General features: G+C 48.5%; 10 protein-coding genes. 2 read left to right on the forward strand and 8 right to left on the reverse strand.

The genetic code is table 11. From position 1 onward, the window contains the following. Positions 1 to 73 precede the first annotated feature (73 nt). Complete coding sequence (locus AC27K1_RS07775) at positions 74 to 1,351, reverse strand: dicarboxylate/amino acid:cation symporter (RefSeq protein ID WP_487149601.1); 1,278 nt, start codon at positions 1,349 to 1,351, stop codon at positions 74 to 76. 162 nt (positions 1,352 to 1,513) lie between these two features. Here AC27K1_RS07775 and AC27K1_RS07780 point away from each other — a divergent pair, with 162 nt between their 5' ends. Beyond that, positions 1,514 to 2,299, forward strand: coding sequence for an alpha/beta fold hydrolase (locus tag AC27K1_RS07780; RefSeq protein WP_487149602.1), 786 nt, complete (start codon positions 1,514 to 1,516; stop codon positions 2,297 to 2,299). 143 nt (positions 2,300 to 2,442) lie between these two features. On the opposite strand, the gene AC27K1_RS07785 is transcribed toward AC27K1_RS07780, so the two are convergent. The 5 genes from AC27K1_RS07785 to thiC all read right to left on the reverse strand — a co-directional run bounded on the left by AC27K1_RS07785 (position 2,443) and on the right by thiC (position 7,665). Further along, positions 2,443 to 3,789: a hypothetical protein gene (locus AC27K1_RS07785; RefSeq protein ID WP_487149603.1), complete on the reverse strand. Its 1,347-nt coding sequence runs from the start codon at positions 3,787 to 3,789 to the stop codon at positions 2,443 to 2,445. 38 nt (positions 3,790 to 3,827) lie between these two features. Next, positions 3,828 to 4,070: a hypothetical protein gene (locus tag AC27K1_RS07790; RefSeq protein WP_487149604.1), complete on the reverse strand. Its 243-nt coding sequence runs from the start codon at positions 4,068 to 4,070 to the stop codon at positions 3,828 to 3,830. Positions 4,071 to 4,207: 137 nt separating this feature from the next. Continuing rightward, entirely contained in the window at positions 4,208 to 4,996 is a 789-nt protein-coding gene (cpdA, locus tag AC27K1_RS07795) for a 3',5'-cyclic-AMP phosphodiesterase (RefSeq protein ID WP_487149605.1), read from the reverse strand. A 112-nt stretch (positions 4,997 to 5,108) separates the two neighbouring features. After that, entirely contained in the window at positions 5,109 to 5,573 is a 465-nt protein-coding gene (locus AC27K1_RS07800; RefSeq protein ID WP_487149606.1) for a DUF1249 domain-containing protein, read from the reverse strand. Between the two features lie 214 nt (positions 5,574 to 5,787). Next, on the reverse strand, positions 5,788 to 7,665 hold the full coding sequence (gene thiC, locus AC27K1_RS07805) for a phosphomethylpyrimidine synthase ThiC (RefSeq protein ID WP_487149607.1): 1,878 nt from the start codon (positions 7,663 to 7,665) through the stop codon (positions 5,788 to 5,790). A gap of 283 nt (positions 7,666 to 7,948) precedes the next feature. Here thiC and AC27K1_RS07810 point away from each other — a divergent pair, with 283 nt between their 5' ends. After that, positions 7,949 to 9,340 (forward strand): TolC family outer membrane protein, encoded by a 1,392-nt coding sequence (locus tag AC27K1_RS07810; protein WP_487149609.1) that lies wholly within the window; start codon positions 7,949 to 7,951, stop codon positions 9,338 to 9,340. Positions 9,341 to 9,586: 246 nt separating this feature from the next. Here the strand turns inward: AC27K1_RS07810 and AC27K1_RS07815 are convergent, their stop codons facing one another. After that, positions 9,587 to 12,346 carry an ankyrin repeat domain-containing protein gene (locus tag AC27K1_RS07815; protein ID WP_487149610.1) on the reverse strand — a complete coding sequence of 920 codons (2,760 nt, stop codon included), beginning with the start codon at positions 12,344 to 12,346 and terminating at the stop codon, positions 9,587 to 9,589. Between the two features lie 207 nt (positions 12,347 to 12,553). Beyond that, positions 12,554 to 14,026 carry an ankyrin repeat domain-containing protein gene (locus tag AC27K1_RS07820; RefSeq protein ID WP_487149612.1) on the reverse strand — a complete coding sequence of 491 codons (1,473 nt, stop codon included), beginning with the start codon at positions 14,024 to 14,026 and terminating at the stop codon, positions 12,554 to 12,556. Positions 14,027 to 14,129 lie beyond the last annotated feature (103 nt).

The raw sequence follows: 14,129 nt of genomic DNA on the forward strand, positions 1-14,129 counted from the left end.
TTGAATCAAGAAAGCGTCTGCGCCACGCCGAATCTGAGGGTCAGAATGGCGTGACGCAGTCGTGTAGTGGTTATCAGGATGGTGTCGTTTCGACGAATTTCTTGGTGCCGTTGTAGAGTTCGGTATCCAGTTCACCCTCGCTCTTGGCCACAAGGGTGGTGACCATCAGGTCGCCGCTGACGTTGACCATGGTACGGGCCATGTCCAGCAGACGGTCGATACCGGCGATCAACGCAACACCTTCCATGGGCAGGCCAACGGTGGTGAGCACCAGTGTCAGCATGATCAGGCCCGCACCCGGAACACCGGCGGTACCGATAGATGCCAGGGTGGCGGTCGCAATAATGGTCGCATAGTCACCCGCGGAGAGCGGAACGCCAAACGCCTGCGCAACGAACAGTGCTGTGACACCCTGGTACAGTGCAGTACCGTCCATGTTGATGGTCGCACCCAGTGGCAGAATGAAACTGGAGGTTCCCCGGGAAGCGCCTAACCGCTGACTGCAGCGAAGGCTGACGGGCAGGCTTCCGGCACTGCTGGATGTGGTGAATGCAATGGCCTGAGCATCAACAATACCACGAAAGAAACGCATGGGATTCAGGCGGCCAATCAGTGCAATCACGGCGCCGTAGAAACCATAGACATGCAACAGACAGCCAATATAAACGGCAGCGATAACCTTAATCAGAGGTAACAGAACATCCATGCCGTAGGCGCCTGAAACCCAGGCCATCAAGCCGAATACACCGTAAGGTGCCATTATCATAACCAGTCCGGTCAGTTTGTACATGGCCTCTGCCAGGCTGGTGAAAATCGCGATTGCCGGCTTGCCATGATCACCAATCAGATTGAGGGAGATACCCAGCGCGAGAGCAAAAACAATAATCTGCAGAATATTGCCGGTTGCCATCGCTTTGACCGGGTTGTTGGGAATAATGGAAACCAGCGTGTTGATCAGGCTGGGTGCTTCCTTAACGGCTTCCTGTTCTTTGGCTATCAGGTGCATCCCTTCGCCGGGCGCCAGGAAGTGACCGAGTACAAGACCGATGGATATCGCAATGGCGGTGGTCAGCAAATAAAAGACAAGGGACTTAAGTCCAAGACGTCCCATCTTGCCGGTATCCTGCATGGAGGTGACGCCGACAATCAGTGAGCAGAAGACCAGGGGCACAATCAACATCTTGATAGCGTTGACAAAAATCGTACCGATGGGTTTCAGCACGATGGCGTCAGGCCCAATGATGCCCCCTGTTATAATACCTGTCACCATGCCGGCCAGGATTTGCAGCCACAGAGGCAGGCGATTCCACAGACGCCAGGGGTTCATACCCGATGTGGAGCTGTTACTCATTGATCTTCTCCAAATGGTTGGTTCTTTCAAGCTCCTAACGGATTACCGGAAGGGACATTTTTCCATAACACCGGGATTTGGAGTTTAGTGAGTGGGGTTTGCTGGTAATATAGGTATTTCCCCGTCATCCCTGTTTGGTTTTATTAAGAACTGTACGCCCTGATGCCTGTAAAACTCTTTGCGAAAACCAGTGGTACTGGTCAACCGGTGATCCTGATTCATGGCCTGTTCGGCGCGGGTGACAACCTTGGGGTTGTTGCAAGGGCGCTGGCCGCAGACTACTGCGTTCATGTGCTGGATTTGAGAAACCATGGCGCTTCACCCCATGAGGACTTCATGGATTACCCGTCCATGGCGGCAGATGTGTTGGCCTATATGGACGACAATGGGCTTGAAAAAGCAGCTCTTCTGGGACACTCCATGGGCGGCAAGGTGGCAATGCAGGTGGCTCTTGATGCACCTGCGCGCGTGACAGCCTTGGTCGTGGCAGATATTGCCCCTGTTGAATATCCGGCCTGGCATGACAATGTCTTTAAAGGAATGTTTGCGGTTGCAGAACACGAGATTCATCAGCGCAAAGACGCCGATCGAATCCTGGCGGAACATGTGGCTGAACCCGGCGTTCGTCAGTTTCTGCTACGCAATCTGATCCGGACGCCGGAAGGGTATTATGCATGGCGGGTGAATCTCACCGGTATTCACGACAGTTATCCTAACATCCGTTCAGCACCGACGGGGCCAGCGCCGTATGAAGGGCCAGTATTGTTTGTGAAAGGTGAACGTTCGGATTACATCGACAGTGCGCATCAGGAAAAAGTGTTATCACTGTTTCCCATGAGCCAGTTAAAAGTGATTGGAGGAGCCGGTCACTGGTTACATGCGGAAAAGCCAGAACTCTTCAATCGCATCGTGGCCGTTTTCTTGTCACATATAACAGGCAAACTATGAATAGGGATATTCTTATCCCTGTTCAGCTGAATATTGAATGAAAGAGGCATGATTCAATAGGTTGTTTGGCAGATTTTGCCTGTCGCGAGTATTAATTTAATAACAAAAAATGCTGATGGTAATTGTTTTCTGGATACGCATTACTAACTTGGTTGTATCTGGATAATGCTACTGCATTTTTGCCAGGATTCCTGAAAGTCTTTCCGGCTAATATCTACTTCCCAGCCGTGGTAAGGATCTCTGATTCTAACATGCGTATTGGTTATATGATCGACTACTACAACATGGCCTCCTATGCCTCTATCGACAGATACAATAGCAGAGCCATTGTTTTTAATGGCTATTTCCAATTTGTCCAGAGAATCACATTGGGTTCTGTTGTAAGCTGTGTGAAGCGCATTTTTTATACGCCCGAAGTGGCCATGCGAAGTTTTCCTGTCGGTCGTTAAGGTTTTATATGGTGTTAATATAGGTTTTAATCCTGCACTCTGTATGTCATTTATCATCTTCTTATCATTGCCAAGATTTCGGCTCTTAAGATACGCCAGGTCAACATCTTTCTTATGTTCACATATCAACATTGCTGTCGCAGCAGCCGTACACCCTCGCGTTGCGGCCTGCCGAATGATGGGTTTATTATTTTTGGAATATTTTACCTCAATGCCGTTGAATATTTGCGTCATGGATTCTACGGGATAATACCTCTCAAGTATTGCATAATCCGGATAAGACAAGCCATATCCATGGGCACCTAGCATGGATAGGCTTTTTAACTCAGGGAATATTGTCCCTATCACATAAGAAAGTTCTAGTTCAAGATTTATTCTTCTAATGTACAATTCGTCATCCTTATTATCATATAAGGCAATTTCGTTGATAGATAATCCAGAAGATGCAGCATGGCGCTTTAATTTTTCCAGTAAGTGATAGGCGCTTCGTTCTTGACTGGTTGAAAGTCCGCATATGGTGTCGCAGGCGGCAACGGGAGGAAAGCTTCTGGAGTATTGTGATTCTTTTATTTTAAAGAGTTTAAGAATTTCCAGTCGTAATTCTTGTCTTTCGCGCAAGAGTTCATCGTTCACTATCAAATTCTGGGGTTCAGGGACTATTGGCTCGTTATCTATATGAGTAGTTGGTGCAGAGGGGTTGACTTCAGGTGGATCAATTTGAATGGACGTTGTTGTTGATAGCGATGAACTATGCTCATTCTGCGGGTAAGGATTTAAGTTGTTGTTTGCATCTGTTGGCGTAATGTTTCTTTCGGAGATGATTTTTTTTGCAATGATGGTTCGTCCGAGAATTGTCTTTTTTCCAAAGCTCAGATAGTGTTGTTCAATCTCGGATTTTTCTACGGTGCGACCACAAAAGAAACTGCATATTGCTGAGCATATCTTTGTAGGGAGTGAACCTTCTTTTCTGTTTAATTCATATGAAAACGCATCGAACCATTTCAGTTTAAAACGGCCTGATGGCAGGTTGATTAGAGACATGTTATCGGGTGATTTCTGTTTAAATGACTATTTGCTTTTTAGTGTTTGTACCAGTCCTCGTCATCCTCATCAAAGAAATCAAGATCGTCATCTTCCAGCTCATCGCCGAGTTCTTCCCTTAATTTCTTCTTCTCAAAGTATTTCTCAATACCTTTATGGATGCTTTTGGCACGCTTGCGTTTTGAGCGTTGTTGTTCTGATTTACGCTTTTTCAGTTCCTGACTATCAGTCCAGCCAAGTGCCTCATTGTCTTCGTCTTCCCAGGACCTGGATCGTCCCATGACTACATCCTTTCCTTACAGCTCCTATTTCCACTTTAGGCAATATTCTGGCGGGAAAGTTCCAAGGCTTAATACGTTTTTCGCATAGCCGGCCAGCCACGTTATCGTGCTGCTCTATGACGGAAAAACGGCAGGCGCTAATACCCTGATTCAGAGCGGTCCGGCAGGAACGTCCCGGGCGCCAGACGGTGGATCTGGCTTGAGAACCGGCCATTCGCATGGAGGATAATCTCCCGATAGCCTGGCTGGCGTGTATCAGCAGCAAAGTCAGGGCTTCCGGGCAGGAACTGGACACAGGTTGAGGGTGTGCCCAGCACGGTAATACCTTGTTCCCGGGCTTCAAGGGCCTGGTGGATGTGGCCATGTATCAGCAGCTTGACCTGGTGTGATGTGGTCAGTAATTCAAACAGGTGTCGCCCATTCCTGAGGTTGATCGCATCCATCCACTGGCTGCCGACAGGCAGGGGGTGATGATGGGTGACGACTAATGTCGGTCGTTCCGGATGGGCTGCCAGTGTCGCGGAGAGCCTGGTCAGTTCGTCGTTGCGCAGCTCGCCGTGGACAGCGCCTGTGATCTGGCTATGCAGTAACAGGACATGCCAGTCCTCCAGTTGTACTGTCTGGGGGAAGTTTGCGTTAAAAGATGTTTGGGCCAGTCGTTCAGGCTCGTCATGATTGCCATAAATCCAGGCAAAGGGAATACCCAGTGTTTCCAGTTGACGCTGGCAGAAGGCATAGGATGCGACGGAGTCATCCTGGGAAATGTCACCAGTGACTAAGACCAGGTCAGCATCAGCGCTGTGCTGTTTGACCCGTTCAAGGACGGCATTAAAACTGTCGCGGGTATTGATTCCCAGCAAGGTGCCATCCGCATCACCAAACAGGTGGCAGTCGGTTATCTGGACGATTTTGCTGACGCCGTGCATGCTCAACCCGGCATTCTCCCTTCAGGCATGAATCATGTGTATAGAGTGTGGGAGATTACCCGAATTAATGGGCAGAATCTGTTAATTTATTGGCAGTCCTGAAGAAGAATTTTCAGGAAGATTGCTCAATGGTTTCGAAAAGGTAACCGTTGCGCAGACAGTGCTCCAGCCAATCTGCCAGGAACAGGTTGAGCTGTTCTTTTTCATCGGGGTGGTACATCAATTCGTTGGGATAATGATACCGGGGCTTGAAGTGGTGTTGACGCTGGGAACTGATGACTTCTGCCATGCGTACGTCATGGTAGAGTCGAACCTGCATTTTCTGGCAGGGTAGCCAGTTAAAGCGGTTGTCCTGTGTAATATCAAGCACCGTGGTATAGCGGCTGCGGCTGGTCACCTGGAAAAGAACCGAACAGGTTTGGCCGTGGAAAGAGAACCCTATGGTCCATTCGTCTGAAGCGTTGCCCGCGATCAGTTTCATCAAACGGATATAGTTCATCTCGCACAGCACCTGCTGTCTCACCAGGTTCACCTGGTAAGGTTTGCGGTGGTGTGTAAGCTGATCTATGTTTGCCAACCTGATCAATCTCCTCTGTCCTTTGTTGTATCGCTCTACTCTCTTTATGCAATGCATGCACTGAAATCGTACGGTTCAGGTCAAGTATAGTCAGGCAAAACGATCACTTATGCATTGCAAAAAAACAGCGCTGTGCTATCTAGGAAAGGTTTTGATTCTGTCAAATTCAAAAAGTTTTTGGAAATTTGACAGAATCAGTGGCAAAAGATGTTTTCTAGGCCTTGCTATATAATTCACTGCCCGCGGCACGGAATACTTCGGCCTGTTCCTGCATGCCGGAATCAAGGGCCTTGTTGACATCAAGGTTGTTCCGGGCGGCATAGTCCCGCACTTCCTGGGTGATCTTCATGGAACAGAATTTCGGACCACACATCGAACAGAAGTGGGCGACCTTGGCAGAATCTTTTGGCAAAGTCTGGTCATGGAATTCGCGGGCGCGATCCGGATCCAGGCCGAGGTTGAACTGGTCCTCCCACCGGAATTCAAACCGTGCTTTGGACAGCGCGTCATCACGAATCTGCGCGCCGGGATGACCTTTCGCCAGGTCAGCGGCGTGTGCAGCAATCTTGTAAGTGATCAGGCCTTCCTTTACATCGTCCTTATCTGGCAGGCCAAGGTGTTCCTTGGGGGTGACGTAGCACAGCATCGCGCAGCCAAACCAGCCGATCATGGCGGCGCCAATGCCTGACGTAAAATGGTCATAACCCGGGGCGATGTCGGTTGTCAGCGGGCCGAGCGTATAGAAGGGTGCTTCGTCACACAGCTCAAGCTGTTTCTCCATGTTCACTTTGACCATGTGCATCGGGACATGGCCGGGGCCTTCAATCATGGTCTGCACATCGTGTTTCCAGGCGATGTGGGTTAATTCACCCAGCGTTTCCAGTTCGGAAAACTGGGCTTCATCGTTGGCGTCATTAATCGATCCGGGGCGCAGTCCATCACCCAGAGAGAAAGCAACATCATAGGCTTTCATGATTTCGCAGATGTCTTCGAAATGGGTGTACAGGAAATTTTCCCGGTGATGTGCCAGGCACCATTTTGCCATGATCGCACCACCGCGGGAGACAATGCCGGTCAGGCGTTTGGCGGTCATGGGAACATAGCGCAGCAGGACGCCGGCATGAATGGTAAAGTAATCCACGCCCTGTTCAGCCTGTTCAATTAACGTATCCCTGAAAATTTCCCAGGTCAGGTCCTCGGCAACGCCATTGACCTTTTCCAGCGCCTGGTAAATCGGCACCGTGCCGATGGGCACCGGCGAGTTGCGCAGTATCCACTCGCGGGTCTGGTGAATATTCTCACCGGTTGATAAATCCATGACATTGTCAGCACCCCAGCGGGACGCCCAGGTCATTTTTTCCACTTCTTCTTCGATGGAAGATGTGACGGCAGAGTTACCGATATTCGCATTGATCTTCACCAGGAAATTACGCCCGATAATCATCGGTTCGCTTTCCGGATGGTTGATGTTATTCGGGATGATGGCGCGGCCGCGGGCAATTTCATCACGAACAAATTCAGGGGTGATCACTGATGGGATGCTTGCCCCGAATGCCTGGCCGGGGTGCTGGCTGTCAAGCAGCCCCTGTTCCCGCGCCGCTTCAAGTTTCATGTTTTCACGGATGGCAACAAACTCCATCTCAGGTGTGATGATCCCTTTACGGGCATAGTGCAGCTGGGTGACATTGCGACCCGGGAGGGCCCGGCGAGGTTGGCGTATCAGGCCGAACTGGAGATGGGATAACCGTGGGTCTTTCAGGCTGCGGTTGGCATACTCGGAGCTGAATTCATGAAGTTGTTCAGTGTCTTCCCGTTCCCGTATCCAGTTTTCCCGCAAGGGGGGCAGACCCTTGCGAATATCAATCGCAACATCCGGGTCGGTATAAGGACCGGAAGTATCATAAACCAGTACCGGGTCATTTTTTTCAGTGCCGGACTCCGTCACCGTATCAGACAGACTGATCTCTCGCACCGGTACGCGGATGTCCGGGCGGCTGCCGGTCAGGTACACTTTCCGTGAATTGGGGAAGGGTTGTACGGCCTGCTCGTCGGCCTGTGCGGACTCGCTGAGGAAACGCGGAAGATCACTCATTATATCAGTTTTCCCGGGGTGGTGGTTACGTTCTTGTAGTAATCTAACAGGCTGATTTATTCATTTTTTCCGCTGTTGTCAACCAGCGGTGCCAGTTACACAGGCCAACCCTGCCGGTGGTGTGAATATTTTTTTACAGGTTCCGCAGATATCTGCGGTGCATATCTGTTAACATCCACGCTTTTATCACTGTATGCACGCGATGACCGGCTTGAAGCACAAAGCGTAGTTCAAATCGTGTTGGGCAGGTTTAAGCACCTGTGGAGAGCAAAGGAAACAGGTAATGGTATCGAAGCGCTTTTTATCCCTTCTGGGCGGTACGTTGCTGTCATGTGCAATGACCGTTCAGGCAGAGCAGTCCATGGATCTGCTCGAAATCTACGATCTGGCGTTACAGAATGACGCCCAGCTGGCCGCAGCCCGTGCGTCCTGGAATGCCAGCAAGGAAATTGTGCCGCAGGGCCGTGCAGCGTTGCTGCCGACTATTTCCATGTCAGCGAATACGGCGGATAACCGTTCTTCCCAGCTGGTTTCTGAGCCGCTGGACTCTGGCCATGATCGAACCAATAACTGGAATTCCCATGGTTGGTCAGCGACCCTGCGTCAGCCGCTGTTTAACCTGGAATCCTGGTTTAACTTTGAACGTGCTGAAGCATTGAGCGAACAGTCCCGCATCCGGTTTAGCGTTGAACAACAGAACCTGATCATGCGGGTGTCTGAAGCTTACTTCAACGTGCTGCGTGCCCAGGACAACCTGGCCACCGCCAAGGCGGAAGAAAAAGCCGTCAAGCGTCAGCTGGACCAGACCCGTCAGCGTTTTGAAGTCGGCCTGATTGCTGAAACGGATGTCTACGAAGCCAAAGCCGCCTATGATGCTGCCCGCGTGACCCGTATCCAGGGCGCCAATGATGTGGAAGTCGCGCTGGAAAACCTGCGCACCATCACCAATGTCAGCGTGCCTGCCATCGTCCAGATGGACAAGCGGATGCCGGTCAATACTCCGGTGCCAGCGATTGCTGAAGAGTGGGTGAAAACGGCCATTGCCCAGAACCTGACACTGGAAGCGGCACGTATGGGTGTGAATGCGGCCGAAGAACAGTTGCGTGTCAGTAAGTCCGGCCATGCGCCGACGCTGAACGCTGTGGCCACTTACAGTCATGCCAATGATCCGTCCATGGCCAATGATTTGGGCTGGAATGGCAAAAGCAACAATACCGTTTATGGCCTGGAACTGAGCATGCCGATTTTCTCCGGCGGTGCGACCAGTTCCAGGGTGCGTGAATCCGGCTACCGGCTGGAAGAGTCTCAGCAGACGGTTGACCTGACCCTGCGCCAGACGACGACCAATGCCCGCAACCTGTACCGTACGGTGAATACCGATGTGGACCGCATTGAAGCCCGTTGCCAGGGCATCGTTTCTGCCCGAAGCGCTCTGAAGGCGACAGAAAGCGGTTATGAAGTCGGTACCCGAAACATTGTTGATGTGTTGAATGCCCAGCAGGTGCTGTATTCCGCACAGCGCGATTATTTCAATGCGCGTTATGATTTCATTATCAACACGCTCAAGCTGAAACAGACCGCTGGCACCCTGAGCCCGGAGGATCTGCAGGCGTTGAATGAGTGGATGACCGGTAACCCGGAAGAGGGGATGACCGTGCCGGTGTGTACCGGCTAGATTCCGGATGCAATCCAGTTGGGGTGTTTTAAATACCAATAACCCCCATAAAAAACCTGCCTATTGGCAGGTTTTTTATTCTTGATGGATAAGCCCGCTTGAAGACCTATCGTTACTATTGTCACTGCGACCGGATGAGCCATCACTGCTTGTGTCATCGGTTCGTCGAAGTACCTTGCCAATACGTAAGGCACGCTGAAGTTCTTCAGCGGTAACAACGACTCCTCGGCGCACTGTACCTGGTTGTTAGGCATCACTCTTGTCGGCGTTACTGTCATCCCCAGATAAATCAGACTGACTCAACTTTGTTGGAGACATTCCGGGGATTACTGTAAACGGGCTTTCACGATCCGACTCCCCTGTTTCAGAAGGGGCTGCGGCTGTTGCTAAAAGTCCGGACAACTCTTCTTCAGACATTGTTCTCTCTGCAGTTTCAGTGGTATCAATGGCTCGAGAAAAACGTGTCTCAGTTGATAGCTCTTCAGCTGCAATCGTTACAATTTGGTTCGGAATGATCTCTGCAAGATCCAGATATTTCAGGCTTATGCGTGTCGTGGGGGCGACTTTTTTTGTCAAGTCAGATTCGCTACGACGTCGAGTTATTATCCCTGTTGGATCCCTGAATGATGCGATAATGCTTTCCATGCAGACTTCCCGTCTAACGACAGGAAAGGTCAAGGCATCATCGGTTTCATCAAAATCTGTAGTGTCGTCTGGTTGTTGTAAATCCTCCGATGTTGCAGATCGTTTCATGACCTGGTGACGCACAGAGTAATTGTAAAATTCAGGATCGCTTTGTGTTGAAACAAGCTCTTTGTCTTTACTCATTGTTGTTTCTTGCGCAGTAAAGACTGCGGGGCGTCTGGCGGCAAATCTTGCTTCTTCTTTTGCTACTTCTCTTGCGAGCCTTTGCGCGAGCGCAAGGCTAGGATACTTGGGCACCTCCCTGCGAGGCACACTTGCTCCGAATAAGGGGGCAGTCAGTTGGTAGGCATGAGCGAAGGATTGCAAATAGAGTCGGTTGGCACTGGCTCCTACTGTTTCCAATAATTTGTCGGGATAGAAAACTGACAACAGTGCAAATGCTTCTGGAATAAGACGTTCTATGACTTTCACTTGCTCTCTCCCTTTAACCATAACGGCTTGACTTATTGTGGGCTTTTTGCCCGCTTGGTGTGTTGTAGTTTGGGCAGTGGCCTTGCTTGAGGAAGTGGCCGGTGTCCCGGCAGGTTGTTGCTCCTGAGGCTGCAAGGCATCTTGCAAGGTGTGCAGTGAAGTCACTGTAACGTCTAGCTGTTGAGCCAGCCTGTCTATTTCATGTTGCATTTCAGGGTCGCCAGTCGCTGAAGAGATCTTGTGCTTTTGTTGAGTTTTCAGTCCCGTTAGTTCCTGCGTTAGTCGTTCGACTTCCTGCGCCATCAGTTCTGTTGTCTGGGTTAACTGCCGAGGCTCCGTATTGGATGCGACCTCACTTGTTATTGGTTGAGCCGTACGCTCAGATTCTTCACGTTGCAAGTGCTGCAGTTTCTCCTGGGTAATTCTCAGTTGTTCCTTTCTATCTGCCAGCTCAGCATTGAGTTGTTCACGCTGTTTTTCTGCATCAGATCCAGAGGCTGCACTGTAATCCAGCAGAGGTAATTCTTTGTCTCTTTCTGCTTTTAGCAGTTCAATGTCCTTTTGAAGGTCCTTTCGCTTCTGGATTAGCGTTTGTACTTCCTCATCCGATGCTGGCTCGTCTGTTAATGGCTCGCCAGAAATAATCGTATCTGGCTTTTCTCCGGCTCCGATAGCAACTTTTAGTTCTCCTTGATCGGAAACTTCTGCAGCCCCGGCAACGCTTCCTTCTTGAGGCTCAACGCGCGAAGTTAGCTCATCCATTTGAGCTGTAAGTCTTGAAATTTCTTCCGTATGCTCTATTTGTGCTGCAGTAAAGTTATCCTCCATTCTCATTATTACTTCTTCAGACTCTTTTTGTGCTGCAGTAAAGTCATCCTTCATTCTCATTATTACTTCTTCAGACTCTTTTTGTACTGCAGTAAAGTTATCCTTCATTCTCATCATTACTTCTTCAGACTCTTTTTGTGCTGTAGCCAAGTCATCTTTAGCTTTTTTTAATGCATCTTCTGAGGCTTTTTTGGCTGCTAATTCTGCTGCTATTTGACTTGTCTTTTCTGCTAATGCGGCTTCCATTTTTTTTATTTGTGCTACAGATTCTGACTTTTTTTTCTGTTCTTCTTGTATGGTTGTTTTTGCTTTTTGTATGGTTGCTGTAGCTTTTTGTTTGGCTGCTGATAAAGCGTTTCTGATTTCAGATGTCGTCTTGTTCTCCGGGTCTTGTTTCTTTAGATCTTCCAGCATTTTATCGATATCACATGCATCTACTGCTCTTGCAACACTGAGGCTAAAGGGTTGCTTCACTAACAGGTGTATAGCTGCAATGTTTTTGTTTTGGAGTGCGTAAAATATTGGAAAGTGACCTTCTTTGTTAGGAATATCCGTTCGAGCACCATTTGCAAGCAATAATGCTAATGTTGGTGTGATGCTTTTATCATGAGTCCCCTCCCGGCAAGCGAGATGTAAGGCTGTATTGCCATGTTTATCCTTCTGGTTGATTTTTACCTCTTGTTTTTTGTAATTAAACTCACACAGCGCGTCAACGAATGTCGGGTCATTATTGATGGCTGCGGCAATCATTAAGGCAGATCTTTTTTCAGGCCCAACCGTTCGGTTTGGATCAGTGCCACAATTGAGTATGTTTGTGAAGCCTTTAATATAGGATTCATCTTCCTTATGTTCATGTGCTAATGCCAATACCCAAGTGAGTGGGGTGCGTTGACCGTCTTCACTGATGACATTCCAGTCAGTTTGAGCCCCATAGGTAACTACCATCATAAAAAGCTGATCATCGCTAAGTTTAAGCAGTCGCGTAGGAACGGTACTGCTGTGTACTTTAGAGCAGAGTGAAAGGTCGGCTTCAGCTTGCAGTAAGGCCTTGATAATCGTCATTCGTCTTTCTCTCTTACGTGGCTCATTATTTTTAGCTGCTGTGTTGGCCTCAATTAACATTCGTTGTAATAATACTTCGTCATTGCAAATAACATTTGGACTGGCCTTTAATTCTGGTTGCAGGAGTGTTTTTACTTGATCGATTTTTTTTGTTTGTACTGCCGCACGGAAAAGCGGTGTATAGCCGTTGACGCCAATTTCGTTTATTTAGGCGCCAATATCGACTAAATGCCTGGCAATATCATAGTGGTCTCCGGCAAGGCAGATTTGTAGCGGAGTATATCCATAAGCTGTTTTATTGCTGTGTTTAGTTTCTGTGTTTGTCCATTTTATAATTAATTGCTTACATCTTGCAGATAATGTGTCGTCTTTTATTTCTAACAGATTGCGTAGCAGGAAGGTTAGTGCTGTTTCGGAATCATTTTCTCTACAAACATTGATATCTGCACCGCACTCAAGGAGGTAATCTGCTATTTTAAGTGATGCTAAGTCTATCTCATGGCAAGCATGCATGAGTGCTGTTTCACCATGGATATTCACTTGCTCCAGGGCTGCTTTTTGATCTTCAACCAAGAAGGTGACCATGCCAAAGTCTTTCATCTTTACGGCATGTTGCAGTGGTGTATTTGCATACTTGCAAGGTTTTGCATTAACGTCAGCGCCATGCTTAATCAGCAGCTTAACTAAAGGTATGTCTTGTTTGGCGACGGCTAATAGCAGTGCGGTTTCACCGGCATCATCGGTAATGTTGGGATCAGCAGAATACTGTTTTCCAACGTCTATTGGTGCCAGAGAGGCTTCTTGTTGTATACCAGAGGCACCAAGCTCCGATTCACGATCGTGAGGTTCCGCCTTGCTGATATCCAGTAAAAGCTGGACTTTCGCGTTGTTGCCGGCTTCTACTGCTCGTAATAGGAGTGGTTTCCTGGATCTTTCATCAGCCTGGTTGAGTGTAAAGCCATACTCTTTAATCAGTTTCATTACTAGTTGGTTTGTAAATGAGTGTTCTGATTCTGATTTTGATTCTGGTTTGAATTCATCATCCTCTAGAACCAGATAGTCAAGACAGTTCAGTCCATTGATATCGGCTGACATTATGTCAAACCCTTTCGATAATAATACGCGAATGAGTGTTTCTGTTTTTTTTCTTGATGGTTCGAAGCTGCGGCATTTTTGGGAAATGTAATGATTGATAAAATAGAGAAATACGGTTTCCTGTTGGCTGTTTTTTATCGTTTTCAGGTCTGTCTCTACATTGTCTTTAAATGCATATTCATCAATCAGGTTGGTAATTTTTTTATCTGTTGTTTCAAAATTTTCATCTGCGCATTTATGATAAATGGCTTCGCATATGGTATTGAAGAGTTTTTCCGGTTTTTCTAACAGTCTTTGTTGTTGCGTTTCAAGTGACTTCCGGGATGGCGTTCTTCTTGGTTGCCTTTTCAGAATGCTGATGTCGGCTGTTTTTCTAAAATCAGGCGCTGATGCTAACCTCTCCCGGAATTCTGTCAGGCTTACTGTTCTGATAATTGTGGATGGTAAACTTCTTCGTCTTTGGGTGGGGGTTGAGGGGGCAGATTGAGACGACTGTCGGAATCTCTGTATGTCTTCAGGATTAACAGGGGCATCCAGACTGGCCCCTAAGCTGGTTGTGCGTTTAAGTGGTGTGCTACTTTCCATATCCTCTCTCCTTTTTGAATGAAAAATGTGGGTGCAAAATATGAACCGTATCTCGCGAATACTGTGGCTTGGGCTTTGTTTTGAATATTAGGTTCATAACCAG

The organism is Kistimonas ophiarachnellae (genome assembly GCF_057552235.1).

Excerpts from the sequence above, each read along its gene's own strand:
- AC27K1_RS07775 (WP_487149601.1), bottom strand. The coding sequence starts at position 1,351 with ATGAGTAACAGCTCCACATCGGGTATGAACCCCTGGCGTCTGTGGAAT.
- AC27K1_RS07780 (WP_487149602.1), top strand. The coding sequence starts at position 1,514 with ATGCCTGTAAAACTCTTTGCGAAAACCAGTGGTACTGGTCAACCGGTG.
- AC27K1_RS07785 (WP_487149603.1), bottom strand. The coding sequence starts at position 3,789 with ATGTCTCTAATCAACCTGCCATCAGGCCGTTTTAAACTGAAATGGTTC.
- AC27K1_RS07790 (WP_487149604.1), bottom strand. The coding sequence starts at position 4,070 with ATGGGACGATCCAGGTCCTGGGAAGACGAAGACAATGAGGCACTTGGC.
- cpdA (WP_487149605.1), bottom strand. The coding sequence starts at position 4,996 with ATGCACGGCGTCAGCAAAATCGTCCAGATAACCGACTGCCACCTGTTT.
- thiC (WP_487149607.1), bottom strand. The coding sequence starts at position 7,665 with ATGAGTGATCTTCCGCGTTTCCTCAGCGAGTCCGCACAGGCCGACGAG.
- AC27K1_RS07810 (WP_487149609.1), top strand. The coding sequence starts at position 7,949 with ATGGTATCGAAGCGCTTTTTATCCCTTCTGGGCGGTACGTTGCTGTCA.
- AC27K1_RS07815 (WP_487149610.1), bottom strand. The coding sequence starts at position 12,346 with ATGACGATTATCAAGGCCTTACTGCAAGCTGAAGCCGACCTTTCACTC.
- AC27K1_RS07820 (WP_487149612.1), bottom strand. The coding sequence starts at position 14,026 with ATGGAAAGTAGCACACCACTTAAACGCACAACCAGCTTAGGGGCCAGT.